20 protein-coding genes are annotated in these 22,913 nt (G+C 62.3%); 10 read left to right on the top strand and 10 right to left on the bottom strand.

What is annotated here, in order from left to right:
* Positions 1-24: 24 nt before the first annotated feature.
* From efeO (P2T68_RS20640) to efeU, 4 genes are read right to left on the bottom strand one after another with little or no spacing between them, the layout of a single operon-like run.
* Positions 25-843 carry an iron uptake system protein EfeO gene (gene efeO, locus P2T68_RS20640; protein ID WP_277378222.1) on the bottom strand — a complete coding sequence of 273 codons (819 nt, stop codon included), beginning with the start codon at positions 841-843 and terminating at the stop codon, positions 25-27.
* Positions 844-870: 27 nt separating this feature from the next.
* A complete protein-coding gene (gene efeB, locus P2T68_RS20635) occupies positions 871-2,178 on the bottom strand; it encodes an iron uptake transporter deferrochelatase/peroxidase subunit (protein WP_150294139.1) in 1,308 nt (435 codons plus the stop codon).
* Positions 2,179-2,192: 14 nt separating this feature from the next.
* Positions 2,193-3,395, bottom strand: coding sequence for an iron uptake system protein EfeO (gene efeO, locus P2T68_RS20630; RefSeq protein WP_277378221.1), 1,203 nt, complete (start codon positions 3,393-3,395; stop codon positions 2,193-2,195).
* Positions 3,396-3,405: 10 nt separating this feature from the next.
* Positions 3,406-4,251 (bottom strand): iron uptake transporter permease EfeU, encoded by an 846-nt coding sequence (efeU, locus tag P2T68_RS20625; RefSeq protein ID WP_024075313.1) that lies wholly within the window; start codon positions 4,249-4,251, stop codon positions 3,406-3,408.
* Between the two features lie 167 nt (positions 4,252-4,418).
* Between efeU and P2T68_RS20620 the strand changes: the two genes are divergently transcribed.
* Positions 4,419-5,441 (top strand): AraC family transcriptional regulator, encoded by a 1,023-nt coding sequence (locus P2T68_RS20620; RefSeq protein WP_277378217.1) that lies wholly within the window; start codon positions 4,419-4,421, stop codon positions 5,439-5,441.
* A 323-nt stretch (positions 5,442-5,764) separates the two neighbouring features.
* Here P2T68_RS20620 and P2T68_RS20615 read toward each other — a convergent pair whose 3' ends face one another.
* From P2T68_RS20615 to P2T68_RS20595, 5 genes are all read right to left on the bottom strand, one after another.
* Entirely contained in the window at positions 5,765-6,292 is a 528-nt protein-coding gene (locus tag P2T68_RS20615) for a hypothetical protein (RefSeq protein WP_041160930.1), read from the bottom strand.
* Between the two features lie 140 nt (positions 6,293-6,432).
* Positions 6,433-7,848 (bottom strand): TolC family protein, encoded by a 1,416-nt coding sequence (locus P2T68_RS20610; RefSeq protein WP_024075316.1) that lies wholly within the window; start codon positions 7,846-7,848, stop codon positions 6,433-6,435.
* Positions 7,845-11,024 carry an efflux RND transporter permease subunit gene (locus tag P2T68_RS20605; protein WP_024075317.1) on the bottom strand — a complete coding sequence of 1,060 codons (3,180 nt, stop codon included), beginning with the start codon at positions 11,022-11,024 and terminating at the stop codon, positions 7,845-7,847. The genes P2T68_RS20610 and P2T68_RS20605 overlap by 4 nt, the downstream gene beginning before the upstream one ends.
* Positions 11,025-11,039: 15 nt before the next feature.
* A complete protein-coding gene (gene mexE / locus P2T68_RS20600) occupies positions 11,040-12,281 on the bottom strand; it encodes a multidrug efflux RND transporter periplasmic adaptor subunit MexE (protein ID WP_024075318.1) in 1,242 nt (413 codons plus the stop codon).
* Between the two features lie 204 nt (positions 12,282-12,485).
* Positions 12,486-13,382 (bottom strand): LysR family transcriptional regulator, encoded by an 897-nt coding sequence (locus P2T68_RS20595; protein ID WP_069075913.1) that lies wholly within the window; start codon positions 13,380-13,382, stop codon positions 12,486-12,488.
* Positions 13,383-13,483: 101 nt separating this feature from the next.
* Here P2T68_RS20595 and P2T68_RS20590 point away from each other — a divergent pair, with 101 nt between their 5' ends.
* From P2T68_RS20590 to P2T68_RS20570, 5 genes are all read left to right on the top strand, one after another.
* Positions 13,484-14,488, top strand: a complete 1,005-nt coding sequence (locus tag P2T68_RS20590) for a polysaccharide deacetylase family protein (RefSeq protein ID WP_150053776.1) — start codon at positions 13,484-13,486, stop codon at positions 14,486-14,488.
* A gap of 28 nt (positions 14,489-14,516) precedes the next feature.
* The gene (locus P2T68_RS20585) at positions 14,517-15,059 is read left to right on the top strand and encodes an ester cyclase (RefSeq protein ID WP_193690660.1); all 543 of its coding nucleotides are present in this window, start codon (positions 14,517-14,519) and stop codon (positions 15,057-15,059) included.
* 111 nt (positions 15,060-15,170) lie between these two features.
* A complete protein-coding gene (locus P2T68_RS20580; RefSeq protein WP_024075322.1) occupies positions 15,171-15,605 on the top strand; it encodes a nuclear transport factor 2 family protein in 435 nt (144 codons plus the stop codon).
* Entirely contained in the window at positions 15,602-17,071 is a 1,470-nt protein-coding gene (locus tag P2T68_RS20575) for an FAD/NAD(P)-binding protein (protein ID WP_277378215.1), read from the top strand. Before P2T68_RS20580 ends, P2T68_RS20575 begins: the two co-directional genes overlap by 4 nt.
* Positions 17,068-17,733 (top strand): glutathione S-transferase family protein, encoded by a 666-nt coding sequence (locus P2T68_RS20570; RefSeq protein WP_024075324.1) that lies wholly within the window; start codon positions 17,068-17,070, stop codon positions 17,731-17,733. Before P2T68_RS20575 ends, P2T68_RS20570 begins: the two co-directional genes overlap by 4 nt.
* Here P2T68_RS20570 and P2T68_RS20565 read toward each other — a convergent pair.
* Positions 17,708-18,469, bottom strand: a complete 762-nt coding sequence (locus P2T68_RS20565; protein WP_024075325.1) for a helix-turn-helix transcriptional regulator — start codon at positions 18,467-18,469, stop codon at positions 17,708-17,710. The two genes, P2T68_RS20570 and P2T68_RS20565, sit on opposite strands and share 26 nt — an antisense overlap.
* Before the next feature lie 139 nt (positions 18,470-18,608).
* On the opposite strand from P2T68_RS20565, the gene P2T68_RS20560 reads away from it, so the two are divergent.
* The 4 genes from P2T68_RS20560 (at position 18,609) to P2T68_RS20545 (ending at position 22,910) form a co-directional block, all read left to right on the top strand.
* Entirely contained in the window at positions 18,609-19,982 is a 1,374-nt protein-coding gene (locus P2T68_RS20560; RefSeq protein WP_024075326.1) for an MFS transporter, read from the top strand.
* A gap of 96 nt (positions 19,983-20,078) precedes the next feature.
* Positions 20,079-21,419: a SidA/IucD/PvdA family monooxygenase gene (locus P2T68_RS20555; RefSeq protein ID WP_206379763.1), complete on the top strand. Its 1,341-nt coding sequence runs from the start codon at positions 20,079-20,081 to the stop codon at positions 21,417-21,419.
* Positions 21,420-21,435: 16 nt separating this feature from the next.
* Positions 21,436-21,789 carry a cupin domain-containing protein gene (locus P2T68_RS20550; RefSeq protein ID WP_041160931.1) on the top strand — a complete coding sequence of 118 codons (354 nt, stop codon included), beginning with the start codon at positions 21,436-21,438 and terminating at the stop codon, positions 21,787-21,789.
* Positions 21,786-22,910, top strand: coding sequence for an FAD-binding oxidoreductase (locus tag P2T68_RS20545; protein WP_227496877.1), 1,125 nt, complete (start codon positions 21,786-21,788; stop codon positions 22,908-22,910). The genes P2T68_RS20550 and P2T68_RS20545 overlap by 4 nt, the downstream gene beginning before the upstream one ends.
* The last annotated feature ends 3 nt before the right edge of the window (positions 22,911-22,913 follow it).

Raw genomic sequence — 22,913 nt, 5'->3', positions numbered from 1 at the left:
GTGAGCGGCCATTGGCGCGTTGTGTCAGTTCAAACCCAGTTTGCCGCGTAAGGTGGACAGGTCTTCCGCCAGGGTGTTGACCGGACCCACCAGGGCCTTGCGGTCGTTTTCCTTGACCTTGTCATAGGTCTCGAAACCGCCATCCTTGGTTTTGTACTTGGCGAGGACCTTGTCTACGGTGGCGAAGTTTTTGTCGACCTTGGCCAGGAAGGCTTTGTCCTGCTTCTCGATCTGGCCACGGAACAGGTCGACGATTTTCTTCGCGCCGTCGATGTTGCCCTTGAAGTCATACAGGTCGGTATGGCTGTAGCGGTCTTCTTCACCGGAGATCTTGGTGGCCGCGACTTCCTCGAGCAGCGCCGCGGCACCGCCGACGACTTTCTCAGGCGGGAAGGTCAGGCCGTCGACACGGGTCTTGAGGTCGTTGACATCGGCATTGAGCTTGGTGGTCAGCGCTTCCAGGCCTTTGGTCGAGTTCTGCGAGAACAGCGCGTATTCGATACGGTGGAAGCCGGTGAAGTCTTCGGCGGTCACGCCTTTTTCATGGTCATCCACACGCGAATCGATCGACGCATCCAGGTCGCTGAACAGTTCGGCGATCGGCTCGATCGACTCGTAGTGCACGCGGGTTGGTGCGTAGAGCTTCTTGGCCGTGGCCAGGTCGCCTTTGTTGATCGCATCGGTGAACGCCTGGGTCTGGGTCACCAGCTCACCGATTTCCTCAGTGACGTAGATCTTGTAGTCCGACACCGGGCCTACCAGGTCCAGCGGCGCGGTAGCGGCGAACGCTGCCAGCGGCGAAAGGGTGATTAACAACGACAATGCGATAGACGACTTCTTCATGGGACGATTTCCGCTCTGGTGTGTGTTTTAGGTGTTGGCAGGGGTGTGCGGGTGCGTTGCCGCGAGGAGCGTGCGCCCGATGAAATCCTTAGGGCCCGTGACCCCCGGCAAGGTGAAGAAATACCCACCGCCGACCGGCTTGAGGTATTCCTCCAGAGGCTCGCCGTTGAGCCGGGTTTGCACGCTGATGAAGCCTTTCTCCAGGTCAGCCTGGTAGCAGATGAACAACAGCCCCATGTCAAGCTGACCGTTTTTATTGACGCCGTTGGAGTAGTTGAACGGCCGGCGCAGGATCAGGTTGGCCTGGGTCTGCGGGGTGCGCGGGTTGGCCAGGCGGATGTGGGCATCGAGCTTGGTCAACTTGCCTTCCGGGTCCTTGCTGTAGTCGGGAACCTGGGTTTCCTGCTGGCCACCCATGGGCGCGCCCGTGGTCTTGACACGGCCGATGATGCTTTCCTGCTCTTGCAGGGGGGTACGGTCCCAACGTTCGACAAAGTTGCGGATAATCCGCACGGCCTGGTAGCTGCCATAGGCGGCCCAGGCGGGCTCATCGCTGCCGGGCTGGACCCAGACGATCTGGTCCATCGCCTGGTTGTCGTTGGAGTTCGGGTTGGCCGAACCGTCACGAAAACCGAGGAAGTTGCGCGCGCTCTGTGCCGGCTCGCCAGGGCGGGCAGGGGCCTGGGGCGGGACGCTGCCTTCTTGTTTCCAGCGCACCAGCAGCAGGTCGGGCAGGTTTTTCACGATGTCGCGCAGGGCGTGGATATTGGTGTCCGGGGTGTTGGAGCAAAACTGCAGGCTCAGGTCGCCGTGGCACTGCGCCGGCTCCAGGGCATCGTTGGGAAAGCCGACCATGCGGCTCAGGCGCTTAGGCTTGACGCTGCCAAGGCCGAAGCGTTCGTCGAACAGGGATTCACCCACGGACACGGTGATGGTCAGGTTGTCCGGCGTCACCACCGGGCCGAGAATCCCGGAATCGGTGGGCGGCAGCTTCGGGTCGACTTGCGGCACGGTACCGCCGCTCATCAGGAAGCGGATGCGCTCGTTGAGGGTACGGAACAAGCGCTCCAGGTCCTGGCGGTCGTTGGCCAGTACGTCGAACGCCACCAGCATGCCGCAGGCCGGGCGCGGCGTGACGATGCCGCTCTGGTGTTGGCCGATAAAGTCGTGGTGGTCCTGGGTCTTGTCGCTGCTGGGGGCGGTGGTGACTTGGGCTTGCGCGGCGGCCGCCATGGCCGGGCAGCTCAAGGTGCTGCCGGCAATCGCGGCGCCGGTGGCGGCCATGCCCAGCAGGACACGGCGGCGCTGAAGGTCAAACAATTGTGAGTCACTCATGTGTGCGGTCGTCTTCACTGCAGGCCGGAAAGGCCAAGGGCGGGGTCGATTCCATCGAGTACATTGGCCAGAGCCTTGGCCTTGTCGGCGATCTGCTTGCGCTGATCGGCGGTAACACTGTCATAGCGGCGGTACTGGCCGTCGACCTTCAAGCCACTGAGCTGGGCATCGAACGCATCGAGCGCGCTGTCGATCTTGGGCAGCAAGTCAGCGGCGGATTTGCTCAGCAACGGGCGCATCAGGTCCACGACCTTGTGGGCGGCATCCAGGTTGGCGGCAAAACCGTTGAGGTCGATATGGCTGTAGCGTTCTTCTTCACCGCTGACGGCGCGTACATCGGCCAGGCTGTTGAGGTTGCGCACCACGATGCTCACCAACTGCTCCGGTGGCAGCGACTGCGCCAGCAGTTGTTGCTTGAGGGTGGTCACGTCGGCAACCAGGCGCTGGGCAATCGGCGCCAGGCCATCGAGGCTGCGCTGTTGGAACAGGCTGTATTCGAGGCGGTGGAAGCCGCTGAAGGCCGGGTCTTGTTCGCGTTTTTCAAAGTAATCCGCGCGGGCGTTGATGGCATTGTCCAGCTCCGCCAGGCGTTGCGACGCCGGGGCCAATCGCTGGTAAGCCTCACGGGCCGGCACGTACAACGCCTGGGCCTGGGCCAGGTCACCGGCGTCGATCGCTTGCTGCAAGGCGCTCACGGCCTTGGCCAGTGCACTGCCCTGGCTGCTCAGGTACACGCGGAACTCCGACAGCGGGCCGATAAACGCCACCATCGACGGTTTGGCCTTGGCCTGGGCGTCGGACTCCGCCGTCGCGGTCACATGCAGGGTGCCGCGCGGGTTGCTCAGCAGGCCGCAGGTGATCGCATAGTCGCCGGGCAGCAGGTTGGCATTGATCACCTGGCTCAGGCCGGGGGCGATATTTTCACGTTCTTCGACCACCAGCACGCCATCGAGGATTTCCCACTCCACCGCGCGATCCGAGCGGTTGATGATGCGAAAGCTTGCGCGGCCAGCCGGTACGGTCAGCGCGTTCGGCTCGCAGGCGTGGCCATGAATGGTCACGGCAATTTCATTGTGGTTGGTCTGGCGCTTGGCGGCGGCCATTTGCGAGGCGTAATAGAACAGGCCTGCGGCGGCGATCATCACGACCACCGAGCCGGCTACCGCCCAGCGCAAGGCGCGGTGCGGGGAGGCGGGTTGAGGCGTTGGGTTGGACAAGGGACGGTCCTTACTGGCTGGAAACGGAAGAAGAGGTGACGGCCGGCTTGGCCGGTGCTGCGGGCAGGAAGAACATCACCAGGGCCACGACCAGGTAAATCAGGTAGGCGCCCAGGGTGCTGACGGTCGGCGCTTCTTGATACCCGAACATCCCGGCCAGTACCGAGCCCAACGGGCTGTCCATCGGCAGCACGGCGCTGAAATCGAACAGCACGGTTTGCAGGTGGTTCCACAGGCCGGCTTCATGCAAGGCCTGCACTGAGTTGGCGAGAATGCCCGCGGCCACCACCAGGATGAACAGACCGGTCCAGCGGAAGAACGCCCCGAGGTTCAAGCGCATGCTGCCGGTGTAGATCAGGAAACCGACGATGACCGCCAGGACCAGGCCGAGCAGGGCGCCCAACGGTGCACCGGGGCCTTCGCTTTGCTGGAACACCGCCAGCAGGAAAAATACGGTTTCCAGGCCTTCGCGCGCCACGGCGAAAAACACCATGAGGATCAACGCGATGACCTGATGTCTGGAACCGGCCAGTGCATGATCGAGGGAGGCGTGCAGGGAATGCTTGATGGAGCGCGCCACCTTGCGCATCCAGAACACCATGGAACTGAGGATGCCCACAGCCACCAGGCCAACCACGCCTTCAAACAACTCCTGTTGCTTTTGTGGGAACTCGGCGCTGACCAATTCCAGACCGCCGCCCACCAGCAAGGCCAGCGCGGCAGCGAGAAACACGCCGATCCATACCGCTGGCATCCACTGGCCGCGGCCGGTCTGTTGCAGGTAACTGGCGATGATGCCAACGATCAGGGCTGCTTCAATTCCTTCGCGCAACATGATGAGAAAGGGGACAAGCATTCGGCACCGCAGGGTAACTAGATAGGAAGCTAATTTGTAACATAATGATACTCATTGCTAAACAAGAAATATTGACCTTTACTGAACGCCGGCTGAACGGTGGTGGGGAAGCGCAACCGCCCTTATGATGCACACCACCTTTTGAGCCGTTGGATTGCCCCGCCCCCATGTCGGAAAAAGACACCATTTCCATCCATCTTGTGCGCGAAGCGCTGGCGCAGAGCTGTGCGCCGGGGGCCGCCACCGTTGAAGCGTTGAACAAGGTGGGCATCGACCCCGAGCTGTTGCTGCAGCCCGGCGCACGTGTGTCGGCCACCGCCTACGCGCGGTTGTGGCGCCTGCTGGCGCGGCGCCTGGACGATGAGTTCTTTGGCATGGACCCGCGCAAGCTCAAATCCGGCAGCCTGGCGTTTCTGTGCCGGGCCGCCCTGGCCCAACCCACCGTGGTCGATGGGTTGGAAACCGGGCTGGGGTTCCTGTCATTGATGCTCGACCATCTGCCCGCGCAACTGGTGCGCCAGCAAAGCCTGGCGGAAATCGTGCTGTTGGAAACCGAGGCAGAGCCACGCCGGGCGTTTACCTATTTCACGTACTGGATGATCGTCCACGGTGTTGCCTGCTGGTTGGCGGGGCGGCGTATACCGATCCTCGCCATCGAGCTGCGCTGCCCCCAGCCGGATTTCTGCGATGACTACCAGGTGATGTTCTCTGACAACCTGCGCTTTGATCGACCTCGCACCCGCATGATCTTCTCCGCCGACTGCCTCGACCTGCCCATCAAGCGCAGCCCCGAGGAGCTCAAGCGCTTCCTCGCCCATGCGCCGGCGAACATCCTGGTCAAGTACCGTGACCCCGACAGCCTGGCCACCCGCATCAAGCACGACCTGCGCCAGATGCCACCCGACATCTGGCCGGAAACCGACGGCCTGGCCGCCAGCCTGTGCATCTCCGCCTCAACCTTGCGCCGCCGCCTGGCGGAAGAAGGGCAGACCTATCAGGGCCTCAAGGACAGCGTGCGCAAAGAGCTGGCGATTGTCTGGCTGGCGGAACCCCACATCAGCTTTGCCGAGATCGCGGCGCGACTGGGGTTTGCCGACACCAGTTCGTTTTATAAGGCGTTTCGTAAATGGGCGGGGTCGAATCCGGGGCATTATCGGAGTTTGATTTTGAATGAGACAAATAGGCTGTAACCGCAGGGGTGTGCGGGATTAGGAAATAACTGACTTAGTTCTTCTTGCGGACGACAGAAGGGTCTTTCGAGATTTTAGGAAGTTGGGGGCAGAGCGCCACAGATTTACATTCAACAACAGGTGGGCGGTTCCTGGAAAACAGTGGCCGGTAACCCCTTGTCAGCCTATGCCTCATGGCTCGGTCCGCTGGGTACTTATCGGGTAATGCTAGAGAACCGCGAAACGGTCTCCAAGTCCTATTGGGGAACGGTCAGGTTCGGTCGGTAATGTCCTGAAGCAGCAGGGCGCCGAGGATGTCGTTGGCGCCCTGCATGGGGCTCATTTCAAGCATGCTCTTCTATCGAAAGTTCGTTTTTGGATGAATTGACGAAAAATGTCAGTGCATTGATTGCGTGATTGGCAGCGACCATGCCCTGGATATATTCGGGTATGCCTTGGGAGCGCTTGACGTTTGGATGACTTTCAACAAACGACAGATAGTCTTCTAGCTTTTCATTGAATAACGCGATTGCATTGTATTTTACGTCGGTTTCGGCTTGCTGGCCGTTGGCATCAAAAGCACCCAGGCCAGAGATGAACATATGAAAAGCTTCGCCATCAATGACGCCACTGTTATAGAGTCGGCTGCCGACTTTTTTTAGTTCGTTGGTGGTGATCGACGTCATGTCATAGTCTTTCAAGAATACTTTCAACTCATCAATCGATTGCTGCTTGCCAAGTTTCAGCGTTTCCGCGGCTTTTGATTCTTCCGTTATTGTGAATTTGTTCGTCACCTGTTCCGGATGTTGTATTTGAAACGGGTTCGACGCTTTCGTGTGCCTCATTTGTTCCGCAGTCAACAAAACGGCCATCGTGAAATCCTCCATTAGTTGAAAACTACACTTAATTTATCGGCCATCCTAAATGTCACTTTAAAAAAAAAGCCCCGCGACCGAATGGACCGCGGGGCAAAAAATTGGCTGGATGCGACCAACCAAAGGAGCTCTTTACGTTACTGGGCAGTCGCCACGACGGTGTCTGGTTTCCAGCCACCCCCTAGCGCCTTGTAGATCGCCACAATCCCGCGATACAGGTCGACTTCGGCCTGGGCCTGGGAGTCTTCGGCGGCCAGGCGTTCGCGTTGGGCGTCGAGCAGGACCAGGAAGTCCACGGTGCCTTCGCGGTAGCGGATCGCGGCGAGGTCGGCGGCGGCGCGGCTGGATTCGCTTTGACGGATCAGCGAGACCAGGCGTTGCTGGCGTTTGCCGTAATCACTGAAAGCATTCTCGGACTCTTCCAAGGCCAGCAACACTTGCTGCTCGTAGGTCGCCAGGGCGCCATCGGCTTCGGCGTCTGCGCCGCGCAGGCGGGCACGCACGCTGCCCAGGTCAAAGGCGGCCCAGGTAATGCTTGGGCCGAGGGCCCAGGCATTCGCGGCCGATGAGCCGATCTGCGAACCCCGCCCGGCGGTAAAACCGAGGAAGCCGCTGAGGCTGACCCGTGGGAACAGGTCGGCCTTGGCCACGCCGATGCGCGCGGTGGCGGCGGCGAGTTTGCGTTCGGCGCTGAGGATGTCCGGGCGTCGTTGCAGCAGTTGCCCTGGATCGCCGATCGGCAGCGCCTTGGCAATCGCCGGCAAGTCTTTCGGGCTCAGGTCCACGGTCAGCTTGTCGGGGCGCTGGCCGAGGAGGGTGGCGATGCGGTTACGCTCGCGCACTTGCTCGGCTTGCAGTTGCGGCACGCTGGCTTCCACCGCCGCCAGGCGTGCGTCGGCACGCTCCACGTCGAGTTGATCGCCCACACCGGCGTCGCGCAGGCTGACGGTGATGGTGCGTGACTCCTGTTGGTTCTTCAGGTTGTCCAAGGCGATGCGTTCACGCAACTGCGCGCCACGCAGTTGACCGTAGGCGTCCACCAGTTCGGCAATCATCGTGACTTGCAGTTGGTAGAGGTCGGCTTCGGCGGCCTGCTGGTCGGCGTCGGTGGCTTCCAGGTTACGCTGGATGCGCCCGAACAGGTCCAGTTCCCAGGCCATGTCCAGGCCCAGGTCATACCGCTCGCTGTTCACCCGCCGTGTGGTCTGGCCAGGGATTTGCCCCTTGGCCAGGTCACTGCTGGCGCGGCTGGTAATCGTCGGCATGGCGTCGTTGCTGGCGTCGTCGCGGATCGCCCGTGCAGCGCGCAGGCGGGCAAAGGCGACGCGCAGGTCACGGTTGCCTTGCAGCGATTGCGTGACCAACTGGTTGAGGGTCGGATCGTCGAACTGTTGCCACCAGATGCCTTCGAACTTGGCGTGGTCATACTGTTTGGCATCCGCGGCGGCGGTGATATTCGCCGCCTCCGGGGTCTGGGTTTTGTAGTCCGGGCCCACGGCACAGGCGCTCAGCGCCAGGACCAGCAAGCTCGGCAGAAAGACTTTCACACTCATTGCTGTGTCTCCAGCTTCAAGGCCTTGGCCGCTTTGCGCGCTTCGCTGCGCTCCACATAGCGACGGATCAGTACGTAGAACACTGGCGTCAGCAACAGACCGAAGAAGGTCACACCGATCATCCCGGAGAACACCGCCACACCCATGGCATGCCGCATCTCGGCACCGGCACCGGTGGACAGCACCAAGGGCACCACGCCCATGATGAAGGCGAACGAGGTCATCAGGATCGGCCGCAGACGCAGACGGCAGGCTTCCAGCACCGCAGCGAGCGGGTCGAGGCCTTCCTGCTGTTTGTCCTTGGCAAACTCGACGATCAGAATCGCGTTCTTACAGGCCAGGCCCACCAGTACGATCAGGCCGATCTGGGTGAAGATGTTGTTGTCGCCGCCCGAGATGATCACCCCGGTGATGGCCGACAGCAGCGTCATCGGTACGATCAGGATCACCGCCAGTGGCAGGCTCCAGCTTTCGTATTGGGCGGCCAGTACCAGGAACGCCAGCAGTACGCAGAGCGGGAATACGAACAGCGCGGTGTTGCCCGAGAGGATCTGCTGATAGGTCAGGTCGGTCCACTCGTACGTCATGCCGTTGGGCAGTTCATCCTTCAACAGTTTTTCAATCGCCGCCTGGGCCTGGCCGGAGCTGTAGCCCGGTGCCGCGTTGCCGTTGATTTCAGCGGTGATAAAGCCGTTGTAGTGCATCACACGGTCTGGCCCTGAGGTGTCGCTGACCTTGATGAAGGTGGCCAGTGGGATCATCTCGCCTTTGTTGTTACGCACTTTCAGCTGGCCGATCTGGTCGGAGTCCTGACGGAACTGTTGTTCAGCCTGCACGTTGACCTGATAGGTACGCCCGAAGCGGTTGAAGTCGTTGGCATACAACGAACCCAGGTACACCTGCAGGGTGTCGAAGATGTCACTGATTGCCACGCCGTGGGTCTTGGCCTTTTCACGGTCGATGGCCGCGTCGACCTGTGGCACGTTGACCGTGTAGCTGGTGAACAGGCCGAACAACTCCGGCACGCCACGGCTCTTGGTGATGACGTTCTGCACTTCTTTGTACAGCTCGTCATAGCCGAGGTTGCCACGGTCTTCGATCTGCAGGCGGAATCCGCCGATGGTGCCCAGCCCCTGTACCGGCGGCGGTGGGAAGATCGCCATGTAGGCTTCTTCGATGCCGCTGTACTTGCCGTTCAATGCACCGGCAATTGCCCCGGCGGACATGCTCGGGTCTTTGCGCTCATCGAACGGTTTCAAGGTCACGAACACGATGCCGCTGTTCGGGCTGTTGGTGAATCCGTTGATCGACAGGCCGGGGAAGGCAATCGCGGCTTCCACACCGGGTTGCTTCAGGGCGATGTCCGACATGCGCTTCATCACGTTTTCGGTGCGGTCCAGGCTCGCAGCGTCGGGCAGTTGGGCGAAGGCCACCAGGTATTGCTTGTCCTGGGCCGGTACGAAACCGGTCGGGGTGTGGGCAAACCCGAAGAAGGTCAGCACCATCAGGCCGGCGTACACGAACAGGGCAATGCCCGTGCCGCGAATCACCCGGCGTACGGTACCCACGTAGCCATGGCTGGCTTTCTCGAAAAAGCGGTTGAAGGGACGGAACAACCAGCCGCCAAAGAGCTTGTCGAGGAACTTCGAGAAGCGATCCTTCGGCGCATCGTGACCGCGCAGCAACACGGCGGCCAGGGCAGGGGACAGGGTCAGCGAGTTGAACGCCGAGATCACCGTCGAGATCGCAATGGTCAAGGCGAACTGTTTGTAGAACTGGCCGGTCAAGCCACTGATAAAGGCGGCTGGAATGAACACCGCACACAGCACCAGCGCCGTGGCGATGATCGGGCCGGTCACTTCACTCATGGCTTTTTCAGTTGCCGGGAACGGCGCCAGGCCCAGCTCGATATTACGTTCGACGTTCTCCACCACCACGATGGCGTCGTCCACCACGATGCCGATGGCCAGTACCAGGCCGAACAATGACAGGGCGTTGAGCGAGAACCCGAACAGGTGCATCACCGCAAACGTACCGATCAACGATACCGGTACTGCCACCAACGGAATGATCGAGGCGCGCCAAGTCTGCAGGAACAGGATCACCACCAGCACCACGAGGATCAGTGCTTCGAACAGGGTATGCACGACCGCTTCGATGGAACCGCGCACAAAGATCGTCGGGTCATAGGCGATGCGGTAATCCATGCCCGCCGGAAAGCTCTTTTTCAACTCGGCCATCTTGGCGCGCACATCGTTGGAGATGTCGATGGCGTTCGAGCCGGGGCGCTGGAAAATCGGAATCGCGACGGCCGGCTGGTTATCGATCAGCGAGCGCAGCGCGTATTGGCTGGACCCCAGCTCGACGCGGGCGATGTCCTTGAGGCGCGTGATTTCACCGTTGGCGCCGGCGCGGATCACAATGTTCTCGAACTCTTCCTCGGTGACCAGGCGACCCTGGGTATTGACCGACAACTGGAAGCTGGTATCCGTTGGAGCAGGCTGGGCGCCCAGGGCACCGGCTGCTACCTGGCGGTTCTGCTCGCGGATCGCGGTGACCACATCGGTCGCGGTCAGGTTGCGCGAGGCGGTCTTGTTCGGATCCAGCCAGACACGCAGGGAGTAGTCGCCCATGCCGAACAACTGCACGTCGCCCACGCCACCCAAGCGGGCCAGCTCATCCTTGATATTGAGGATCGCGTAGTTGGACAGGTACAGCATGTCGTAACGCTGATCCGGCGAGGTCAAGTGCACCACCATGGTCAGGTCGGGGGAGGCCTTGTCCACGGTAATACCGATGCGCGTCACTTCCTCAGGCAATTTTGGCTGAGTCCGCGTCACACGGTTTTGCACCTGCACCTGCGCGTTGTCCAGGTCGGTGCCCAGGGCGAAGGTGATGGTCAGGGTCAGCTTGCCGTCGGCGGTCGACTGCGAGGACATGTACAGCATGTTCTCGACGCCGGTGATGGCTTGCTCCAACGGCGCGGCCACGGTTTCACCGATGACCTTGGGGTTGGCGCCCGGGAAGTTGGCGCGTACCACCACGGTGGGCGGCACCACTTCCGGGTATTCGCTGATCGGCAACTGGAACAGCGAGATCGCACCGGCGATCAGGATCAGCAGCGACAGCACCGCTGCGAAGATCGGCCGCGAAATGAAGAACTTGGAAAAATTCATCTTGAGTCGTATCCCTTAACCGCGTGGAGTCGCAGCGCTGGCAAGTTTGGGCGCGGTTTTGTCCGGCGCCACTTGTTCCAGGTTGCTGGCTTCAAGCGCTTGTCGTTGTTGGGCCAAGGCGGCGAGGGTTTCCTTGCTGGCCATCGGAATGGTTTCCGGGGCGACCGGCGAGCCGGGGCGCGCGCGTTGCAGGCCCTTGACGATAATGGTGTCGTCCTTGTTCAGGCCGCTGCGCACAATACGCAAGCCTTCGATCTTCGGCCCCAGCTCCACCGCGCGATAAGCCGGCTTGTCGCCTTCCATCACCAGCACGAACTTCTTGCCCAGGTCGGTACCCACGGCCTCGTCGTTGATCAGTACGGCGGAGTAGGTGCCGCTGCCGACCAGTTTCAGGCGTGCGTACAGGCCAGGGGTGTATTCGCCTTTGCTGTTATCGAACACGGCGCGGCCACGGATGGTGCCGGTGGCCGGGTTGACCTGGTTGTCGACAAAGTTCATCTGGCCCAGGTGCGGGTTGCCGGTTTCATTCGACAGGCCCAGGTACACCGGGGTGGTCGCCCCGCGACGGCCCTGGCGAGCCAGCTCGGTGTACTTGAGGTACACGCGCTCATCGGCGTCGAAGTAGGCGTAGACCTTGTCGGTGGAGACCACGCTGGTCAGCGTGGTGACATCGGCGGTCACCAGGTTGCCGGCGGTGATTTCGGCACGGCTGACGCGGCCGCTGATCGGCGAGGTGACGCGGGTAAAGCTCAGGTTCAGCTTGGCCAGGTCCAACTGCGCCTGGATCCCGGCGACAGCCGCGCGGGCTTCCTGGGCGGCGGTGGTGCGCGAGTCGGCCAGTTCGGCGGAGATCGCATTGCTCTGGCGCAGGCGCTCGCCGCGTTGGGCTTCGTTATCGCTGCGGGTGGCAGCGGCTTTGGTTTGCGCCAGTTGGGCTTCGAGGCGGCGCACTTCGGCCTGGAATGGACGCGGGTCGATCTGGAACAGCAGGTCGCCTTTCTTGACCAAAGCGCCTTCGGTGAAAGCGACTTGGTCAATCTGGCCAGAAACCCGTGGACGAATCTGTACGGTCTCAGGCGCTTCCAGGCGACCGGTGAACTCGTCCCACTCGTTGACCGGTTGTTCGAGTACCTTGGCCACGCTGACTTTCGCAGCAGGCATGGCGGCCGCTTGTTCCGGGGCCTTGCCGCACGCGCTCATCACTACCACGGCCAAAATCGCCAAGGGAAAGCGTAAGTGTTTGAGTGACTGTTCCATGAGGTGCATCCGCCAATGTATTTGAGATGGGCGGATCATGCGCGGCGAGGCGGTATGTCACGAATCGAATGAAGCAAAGGTAACTATCATTCGGAATGATATAAGCGCGTTGTCAGCCCTCTAGCATGCAGGTTTCATTAGGCAGCTATCAATGTGATTGATAGCAAAGGTGTGTTGCGCAGGCTGCAAGGAACTTATCCAGGCTTACGGTGTGCCCTCAGCCGTCAACTGCGCGGCGATCCGCTCTATCAGCAGGCGCACGCGCCGGGGCTGGACCCGCGAGGGCGGGTAGACGATGTTCAGTGCGGTGCCACCCAGGTCGTAGTCCTTGAGTACTTCGACCAAGCGCCCGGCATCGAGGTCGGCGCGCACATCCCACACCGATTTCAAGCACAGGCCATGGCCGGCCAGGCACCATTGCCGGACCAGCGCGCCGTCATTCGCCACGCGGCGGCCACTCACCAGGATGCGGTGTGTCTTGCCGTGCAGCTTGAAGGTCCATTCCCGCGCGATATTGATACCGAAGCGCATGACCAGGCATTCATGTCGGGTCAAGTCCTCGGGGTGTTGCGGGGTGCCATGCCGGGCCAGGTACAGCGGTGACGCACACACGACACGTCGGTTTTCACCGATCAGCCGCGCATGCAGCGTGCTGTCGGCCAACGCGCCGAAGCGCACGGCGAAATCGATTCCCTGGCTGACGGGATCGACGTAGCCGTCGCTGAGATTCAGGTCGATGCTGACCTGCGGGTACTCCTGCATAAACTGCGCAAGGATCGGCTCGATGTATTGGCGGCCCAGGTCTTCCGGGGCGCTGAGGCGGATCGGCCCGGAAATTCTCTGGGTGCCCAGGCGAATGCTGCTGTGCAACTCATCCGCCTCCGCCAGCAGGCGCCGGGCGCCATCGACCAGCAGGCGGCCTTCATCCGTGAGGTTGATCGCGCGGGTGGTGCGGTTGAGCAGGCTGGCACCGTAGAAACTCTCCAGCTGCGCCAGCCGTTCCGACACGGAGGCCGGGGATAAACCCAGTTCCCGGCCGGCCGCGGATAACCCGCCTTTCTCGACAATCAGCAAAAACAGCTCAAGGTTCTTCAGTAGCATTATTCGGTTTTTCCGAAAGTGATTTTTGATTTGCGCTCAATTATCAAAATAAACCTAAAGGCTTAGGGTTGCATCCGTGTTTATCCAACGGAGTGACGCTCATGTCATACGTGAACCTGCAACGGCGTACTTTCCTGGCCCAGGCGGGCGCCGGTGCCGCGGTACTAACCGCCGGATCGTTGCTCGGCACGGCCAACGCGGCCACGGCGCCAACGGACGCTGCCCCAGCGGCAAGCGTACGCCGGGCCAAGGGCGGCTTCTGGCCGGGCAATACGCGCCTGGTGGTGTCAGTGTCGATGCAATTCGAAGCCGGCGGGCAACCGCTCAAGGGCACCGACAGCCCGTTTCCCCCTGTGGATTTTCCCGACAACGTGCCCGCCGACCCGGCCACCAATACCTGGTTCGCCTACGGCTACCGCGAAGGTATTCCCAGGCTGCTCGACCTCTGGGACCGGCATGGCGTCAAGGTCACCAGCCACATGATCGGGGACGCGGTAAAGCGCCACCCTGAATTGGCCCGCGAGATCGTCGCGCGCGGCCATGAAGCCTCCGGCCATGGCCCGCGCTGGAGTTCGCAATTTGCCATGAGCCGTGATGAAGAACGCACGTTCCTGCGCCAGGCCGCCCGCATGCTGCAAGACGTCACCGGCCAACCGGTCAGCGGCTACAACTGCAATTGGTTGCGCCGCGGCCCCAATACCTTGTCGTTGCTGCAAGAGCTGGGCTACGTCTATCACATCGATGATGTGAGCCGTGACGAGCCGTTTATCGAACAGGTCAACGGCAAGGACTTTGTGGTGGTGCCGTACACCTTGCGCAACAACGACATTGTCCTGATCGAAGGCCGCAACTACTCACCGTCGCAGTTCCTGGAACAGGTGAAGCTGGATTTCGACCAGCTGTACGAAGAGGCTGGCAGCCGGCGCCGCATGATGTCGATCAGTGCCCACGACCGCATCAGCGGTACGCCGCAAATGGTCAGGGTCTGGGATGAGTTCCTGCGCTACGCCAACAGCCACCCCGGCGTCGCCTTCATGCGCAAGGACGCGATCGCGCAATACACCCTCAAGAGCCCCCTCAGCGTCAGGGAAGGCGAGACGATTTGAACCGTCCCCCACACAAGGAAACTGCAGCATGAAACACTCAGCGATATCGCGCTTTGGCATTGTCACTACGCTCCTGGCCTCGTCGTTTTGCAGCGCGGCCATGGCGGCAACCCCCGAGCTGGTGAAGCCGGGCGTGCGGGTGATCGACAACAGCCTGTCGGCCGCACAGCGGGCCAGCATGGAAACGGCCGCCCTGCGCTATGACACCTTCTGGAATACCGGTGACGAACGCCTGGCGCTGCAGGCCCTGGCCGATGATTTCGTCGACAAAACCCCGCCGCCCGGTCGTCAACCCGGCCCGCAGGGCGCGTTGCTGGCGTCGCGGACCTTTCGCGGTGCGGTGCCGGACCTGCGTTGCGAGGTCGAACAGATGATCCTTGCCGGTGACCGGGTGGTGGTGCACCTGCATTTTCGCGGGCATTTCACCGGTACATTCGGCCAGATCAAGGGGGCCGGGCAACCGGTGGATTTTATCGCCACCGATATCTACCAGATCGAAAACGGCAAGATCGCCGCCAACTGGCACATCGAAGACAACCTGAGTGTGATGAAACAGCTGGGCGCGCTCTGACGCCTGAGAGGGGCAGGGCAGACACTTCGGGCCAGGTCGAAGCATCCTGGGGTGGCAATTCCCTATAGTTGGGGCTTCTATTATTGCAGTGTTGCCCCCTGAGGAAACTCCATGACTTCGTCTATCGATCCTGGCCTGTTGGGTATTTATGAAGCTTGGCACACCACCGTCTGTGCGGGCGACCTCGCGGCCACTGCAGCGCTGTACGCAGAACACGCGGTGTTCGAGACACCCCTGGTGCTGGCGATCTACCCCGACCACGGCAGCGGGGTACTGGTGGGGCGCGACGTGATCCAACGGTTCATGGAAGACAGCAAGCGCAAGTTCCCCAGTGACTTGGCCGAGTGGTATCGCAGCGACAAAGCGTTCATCAATGGTCGCAACCTGACCTGGGAGTACCCGCGCAAGACGCCCAAAGGCGAACAGGTCGACCTGATGGAAATGATGGAGATCGAAAACGGCCTGATCACCTATCACCGCGTGTATTGGGGCTGGTACGGCGTACGGTTGCTGGCGCCTGTCCTGGCCAAGGCGCATACGTTGTGACGCGGCGGGCGACGGTCGCCATCATTGGTGGCTCAGTCACCGGCGTTGCGGCCTTTATCAAGCTGGTGCGCACGGGCGTGGCGGGTTGCATCGAGATCATCGATCCCGAAGGGCTGGCGGATTCAATCGCCTTCACGGCCTCCCAGGACGCGCTGTTGTGCAATACCTCGGTGCAGACCATGTCGGTGCTGGACGACGACATGCATGACTTCCAGCACTACCTGCGGGCCCAAGGCATCGATGTCGGTGAACAGGCGTTTGTGCCGCGGGCCTGGGTGTCGGGCTACCTCAAACAGCGGTATGCCGAGTATCGCGACCTGGCCGAGGCCCGGGGCATCGAGCACCGGGTGGTGCGTGCGGCGGTGCGCCATATCAAGCCGGTCGCCCACGGTGAATACCGCTTGGAACTGGAGGATGGCAGCCATCGTTCAGCCTCGGCGGTGCTGGTATGCACCGGCAGCGCGGCGCCGTTTGTGCCGCCGCTGGTGACCCCGCACCTGGGCGCACCGGGGATTTTCGCGACGCCGTACCCGACCCGGTCGTGGTTGGCGAGCCTGACCCGGCCTTCGCGGGTATTGGTGCTGGGCAGTCGGTTGTCGGCCATCGATAGCGTGCTGCTGTTGTGCGGCGCGGGGCACCAGGTGCTGATGGCTTCGCCGTCCGGGCGTTTGCCGGGCGTGCGCACGGGCACTCCCCGACGGTGCACGGCGAGCCTGGATGAAGCGCGGTTTGCCCGACTGGACCTGGAAAGCCCCAAGTTGTACTGGCATTTGCTGCGCATCGTCGCGCGTTCGGCCAAGGCCATCAGTGGCCGCTCATTGCGCGCACAGATCGATCGCAGTGCCGAGCCTGTCCAGCGCCTGCGCGGTGAAATCGCCCTGGCTGAGGGGGGCGCGACAGACTGGCAAAACCTGCTGGTGCAGTGCATGGACCTGGCCGACATCAAGCTGCGCGCCGCGCCGCCGGCAGTCAGGCTGGCGGCGCTGCAAAACTGCTGGGAAGCGGTTGGGCGCTACCTGTTCGCGGTGCCGTTGCAGACCGCGACCACCCTGTTGCGCCTGATCGATCAAGGGCAGCTGCAATTGGCGCCCCAGTTGCCGACGACGCTGGAGTGGCAGGGCAGATGGCAGGCCCGCGACCGCCATGGCCGTGTCGAAGTGGTCGATGCCGTGGTCTGCGCCACCGGCTTTCACAAGCAACCGTTCCATGCCACCCCGGACGGCCTGGCCCTGCACGTGACGCCCGCCATGGCCTGCACGCCCCCCGAGGTGTCAGCGCAATTGCAGGTCAGCTTGCCGGGCGCTGGGGCGCCGGAAAACATCTGGCTGCTGGGCGTGGCCTCCTACCTGGCGGCGCCGATGGTCAATTCGGTGTACCAATCGGTGCGTCAGGCGGGCGAGGTGGTGGTGATGCTCGGCGAGCACTTTTCATTAATGGACGAACAGGCAACCGAGGCAGTGGCATGAAAGTGTATGGCGACAGAGGTTCGAGCAATACCCGGCGTGTGCTGACCACGGCCGCTTACCTGGGGCTGGACGTGGAATTCGTGTTCCTCGACCTGTTCAGCGGCCAGAACCGTACGCCGGAGTACCTGGCGCTCAACCCGAACGGCACGATCCCGACCTTTGTCGACGGCGACGTGGTGCTGTTCGAGGCGTCGGCCATCATGATTTACCTGGCGGAACAGGCCGGTTCGTCGTTGTTGCCCTCGGGCAAGGCCAAGTACGAAACCCTCAAGTGGATGTTCTGGGCCGCCGAGCATTTTCGCCGCGGGCCCACGGTGCTGATCGAACAGCGTTTCATGGAGCGCCTGAAGGGGCATGCCGAAAACCCGACCCTGGTTGCGGAAGCCCTGCACGCCATCCACCGCTACACCGCCGTGCTCGAGGGGCACCTGAGTACCCGCCGGTTTATGGTTGGCGATGGGCTGACCTTGGCCGACATCGACCTGGCGGCGCCCTTGAGCCATATCCCGCGTACCCAGGCGCCGTTCCTGGAGTATCCCCATGTGGCGGCCTGGTATGAGCGGATCAACGCGATTGCCGCCTGGCAGCAGAGCGGGGTTGCCCAGGAGCGCAGGATCCGCGAAATCGAAGGGCTGTTCAGCCCGCGGCGGGAGCCGGCATAAGCCTTTTGCGGGCCGGCGCCATCGCATGCAAGGGCGCCTCCAGATGCCGCAAGTGTTCAATCCCCAAATGCATTTTGAACGCGCGCCAGCCGGCGCCGGTGACGTGCACGGCGCGCGTGCCGGTGGTTCGCCTTAGCCAGCCCAGCTGGCAAAAGGTCTCCAGCAGATGGGCCCCAAGCGGGCCGGCGATGTGGTGCTCGCGTTCGGTCCAGTCCAGGCAACGACGGGCCTGGACGTGGTCCTGGAAGCACGGCTCGCCACTGTCCGGGTTAAGCGATTGCAGCCATTCAATGCCGCGCAGCGTCAGCACATATTCGCGTTCGTTGCGATCGAGGATGTAGCCACGGTCGAGCATGCCCTGGGTCACCGCAACGCCGACCTGGCCGGCCAGGTGGTCGTAGCAGCAACGGGCAAAGCGCAGCTCATGGGCGGCACGGTTGGGCAGGCTGCGCCAGGTACTGGTCTGCGGCGACACCGCCGCCAGGCTTTCCAATACATGGGATACATCAGGGCCGGCCAACTGATAGAAGCGGTTGCGGCCCTTGGTCTCGACCGTGAGCAAACCGCCATCGAGCAACTTCGCCAGGTGTGAACTGGCTGTCTGCGGTGTCACCCCAGCAGCATCGGCCAGGGCACTGGCGGACATGGAACTGCCATCGGCCAGGGTGATGAGGATCACGGCGCGTACAGGCTCGGCGATCAGGTAGGCGATGGATGAAATTTTGGGCTGGGTCATTCCATTGAACTCCGCGCTTTGCCAGGTGATGTCGGGTTTCAGGATGACATAAACACTAACACTTCGACACAGCCCGAAGCGTTTCAATTGAAAAGCTGCTTATAGTCAAAGCGCCATTATGGATAGGAAAGACGGGGTTATGGAACTCAACACGCGCTACCAACGACAGGTACTGATCGCCACCAGCCTCAGCTATGTGGTCGTCATTCTGGATACCTCCATCGTCAACGTGGCACTGGAGTCCATCTCCCAGACGTTCGGCTCGGATATCACCGGCCTGCAATGGGTGATCAACGCTTACACCCTGACTTTTGCCAGCCTGCTGCTGACGGGCGGCTTGCTCGGCGACCGCTACGGAGCAAAGAAAATCTACGCCGTCGGCCTCGGCCTGTTTGCGCTGGCCTCGGGCTTATGCGGGCTGGCCAACGATCTGCCTGAACTGGTGGGCGCACGCGTCCTGCAAGGGGTAGGGGCCGCGCTGCTGGTGCCATGCTCCTTGATGCTGATCAACAGCGCCTACCCACAGACCCACCAGCGTGCCAGTGCCATCGGCGTGTGGGCAGGCTGCGGTGGTATTGCCATGGCGGCCGGCCCCTTGGTGGGTGGGGTGCTGATCGAACTGTTCGGCTGGCGCAGTATTTTCCTGATCAACGTGCCGATTGCCCTGGTCGGCGTCTGGCTGACGTCGCGCATCCCATCTTCAGCGCCCCTGGCGCCCAACCGCCACTTGGATGTCACGGGGCAAATCACCGCCATTATTGCGCTGGCGACCTCGGTGGCCGTGCTGATCGAAGGGGCCAAACTGGGGTGGAATTCCGAGTGGGTCTACGTCGGGGTGTTTGTCGCGTGTATCGCCTGGTGCGCGTTCCTGGTGACCGAGAGCCGGCACAAGGACCCGATGCTGCCGCTGCATTACTTCCGTAACCCGGTGTTTTCCGGGGCAACGTTCCTGTCGCTGGTCTCGGCCCTGGTGTTCTACGGGTTGTTTTTCCTGCTCAGCCTGTACTTCCAGACCGACCGGGGCTGGTCACCGTTGGAGACGGGCCTGGCGTTCCTGCCATTGACCGCCATGGTCACCCTCGGCAGCTTCACCTGCGGCCGGTTGACCCGGGCCTATGGCGCCCGCGCCGTGCTGTGTGCGGGGTTCGGCCTGTACACCCTGGGGTTTATCGGCCTGTTCGCGTTGGCCGTCGATGCGCCGTACTGGCGCATCGCGCTGTGTTACCCGGCGGTGGGGTTCGGTGCGGGGATCATTACGCCGGCCGCCACCTCCGTGCTCATGAGTGTGGTTGATCGTGCCAAGGCCGGGGTGGCCGCAGGCACGCTCAATGCCAGTCGACAAAGTGGTTCAGCCTTTGGCGTGGCGATCTTCGGGGCCCTGCTGACCTCGATCCAACCGCGTAGCGATGCCATCTACCTCGCTGTCAGCGTTGCGATCGGCTTGTCATTGCTGGCCATGATGCTGTCCGCCCTGGTGCTCAAGGTGCCAGCTGCGCACCCCGTGAAAAACTGATGCGTTTGCATTTGTAAAACCATTGCCCAGCACGCCTTCGTGAATGCCGCGAGGCGCCGCTGCACCTGAAAAACATCATCACTAGGGATAATGATCATGAATGTGCTCTCTGCGGCAGCCGTTGTAGATATAGCGGGAATCGGCATTGGCCCGGCTAATTTGAGCCTGGCGGCGCTGGCCCAGCCCAAACCCGGCCTTACCGCGACGTTTTTCGAGCGCAGCAGCGAATTTCAATGGCATGCGGGGATGATGGTGCCCGACGCCATGTTGCAGGTGCACTACCTCAAGGACCTGGTCAGCCTGGTGGACCCGTCCAATCCACTGTCGTTCCTCGCCTACCTGGCCAAGCAAAAACAGTTGTTGAGCTTTATCAACGCCAATTTCGATCAAGTGCTGCGCCGCGAATTCAACCAGTACTACCGCTGGGCCTGTACCCAGCTGCCCAACCTGCATTTCAACAGCGAAGTGCGTTCGGTGGAGTTCGAGAACGGGCTGTTCCTGCTCAAGGGGGATACCTGGGTCCAGCCGGCGCGCAACCTGGTGCTGGGCACCGGGCAACAGCCTTCGATCCCGGCATTCGCGCGCCCACACCTGGGCGACACGCTGTTCCATTCCTCCCAGTACATGACCCGCAAGCGCAGCCTGAAAGACAAACGCGTGGTGGTGATCGGCGGCGGCCAGACCGGCGCCGAGATCATTCAGCACCTGCTGTCCGACACCAGCGCGCTACCGGCCAGCGTGACCTGGGTGTCGCGGCGCTGGAATTTCTCGCCGCTGGATGAGTCGCCCTTTACCAACGAGCTGTATACCCCGCAATACAGCGACCACTTCTTTGCCCAACCCGAGGCCGTGCGCCAGTCGCTGCTGGTCGAACAGAAACTGGCGAGCGACGGCATCTCCCAATCGTTGTTGCAATCGATTTACCGCCGCCTGTACGAGCTCAAGCACGTGCTGCATCACCCTTGCAAAGTCCGCCTGTTGCCGGGCCGCGAGTTGACCGCAGTCCAGCAGCGTCCCCATCACTGGAGCCTGTCGCTGGTGCATGGGCACAGCCATGTGCAGGAAGAGCTGAGTGCCGACATGGCGGTGCTGTGCACCGGGTACGCCTACCAGATGCCGGAATGCCTGGGGGCGATCGAGCCACGCATCACCCGGCGCAACGGCGAATACGTGTTCAACCAGGACTACTCCGTGCAGTGGGACGGCCCGCAGGGGTCGGCCATCTACGTGCAAAACGCCGCGCGCAGCCAGAAAGGCATCGCCGACCCGAACCTGGGCCTGATTCCCTGGCGCTGCGCAAACATCCTCAACAGCGTCAGCGGGCAAGCCCTGTACGACCTGGACGAACCCGACGCGTTCGTCCAATGGGGCCCCAGCGCTGCCTTCGACGAGGTCAGCGACGCGCGTTTCGATCGCCTGACCGCCCTCGCCAACTAGACCCAGGAGCCCGGCCATGGAGCCCATCACACTACCGCCCAACGGCAACGCCCCGGTCATTCGCGAAACCGAGGAACCGGTGGCGCTGCAAGGCGTGCACCTGTACCTGCACCACTTTTCCGGCAAATTGGTCAACGCCCCGATCCAGTCCTCGCGTTTCACCATCGATCCCGACTGCGCAACGGATGAAGACAGGCACGCAGTCAACGAGATCTGGTTTATCAGCGGCGGCGACCTCAACGTGTTCTACGACGGTACCTGGCACGCGGTAAAAAATGGCGACAGTTTGTATTTTGCCCCCTGGCGCCCACATTTAGCGCGCAACGCCGGCACCGCGCAGGTCCAGGTGTTTTCGGTGTGGTGGGCATGAGCATGCAGCAGGATTTCGACCTGGTGATTGTCGGCGGCGGCATTATCGGCGCCTGGGCCTTGCACCACGCGGTACAGCGTTACCCGCACTGGCGGATTCTGTTGATCGACCGCTACCGCATCGGCGATGGGGCGACCTCGCACTCGGCGGGGGTGCTGCTGGCCACCGGGCGCTCGGCACGCGAACGGCGCCTGGCCGGGGAGAGTGCCGGGCTGTACCGCGCGCTGCGTGATCGGCTGGGCATCCGCACCAGCCAGGCGCCGGTGTACTGGCTGGCGGATCGCAGCCTGACGCCCGAGATTCAGCAGGCCGTGGTCGAGGCCACGGTCGAGCCCGCCGACCTGTCGGCCGCCGACCTCGGTGAACGCCTGGGTGCGCCGCTCACGGTGGGCACGGGCGAGTGCCTGTTGCGCGGCGGCACCGCCGAAAGCTACGAGCCGCCTTGGGTGGCGCGGTTGCTGATCAGCCAGAGCCTGGCCAGCGCCCAGGTGCGTTGCATCGAGGGCGTGGGTGTGCAGCGTATCGATGCGCAGGGCAGCGGTTCGCGTATCACCCTGGCCGATGGCGCCAGCGTGCGCGCCCGACGCACCCTGGTTGCCACCGGGCCATGGGTCAGCGAGTCGCCGTTTGGCGCACTCGCTACCGAGCACGGGCTACGGGTCAAGAAGGTGGTGGCCTTGCATATCGATGGCGTACCGCCGGCGAATGCCGCGGCGTTGTTCCTGCCGCAATCGGATGCGTACCTGATGCCACTGGCCGCGCGCAACCAATGGCTGTTCAGCTTTCGTTGTGATGAATGGGATGTGGCGCCGCGCAAGCACGCGCTGGAAATCACTCCCCACGACCGGGACGTCGCCAACCGCACGCTGGCGCACTACCTGCCGGCGTTGGTGGCGCGGTGTCGCGGCGGCCGGGTGTTCTGCGACAGCTACAGCCCCAGCGGCGAATCGCGGGTGAGCTTCGACCCGGTGCACCACCTGGTATTTGCCGGTGCCGGCAGTGGTGCGGGTTTCCGCCTGGCACCCGGCATTGCCCGCGAGGCCCTCGATTTGATCGTGGCTCATCGGCCCGATACGGCGGCCATCGCCGAACCCACACTTTCCGCTGCCTCGATGGATTGAAAA

This window comes from Pseudomonas sp. G11 (genome assembly GCF_029457515.1).
GTDB classification, from domain to species: domain Bacteria; phylum Pseudomonadota; class Gammaproteobacteria; order Pseudomonadales; family Pseudomonadaceae; genus Aquipseudomonas; species Aquipseudomonas gorinensis.
This window is presented reverse-complemented; position numbering and strand designations above follow the sequence as displayed.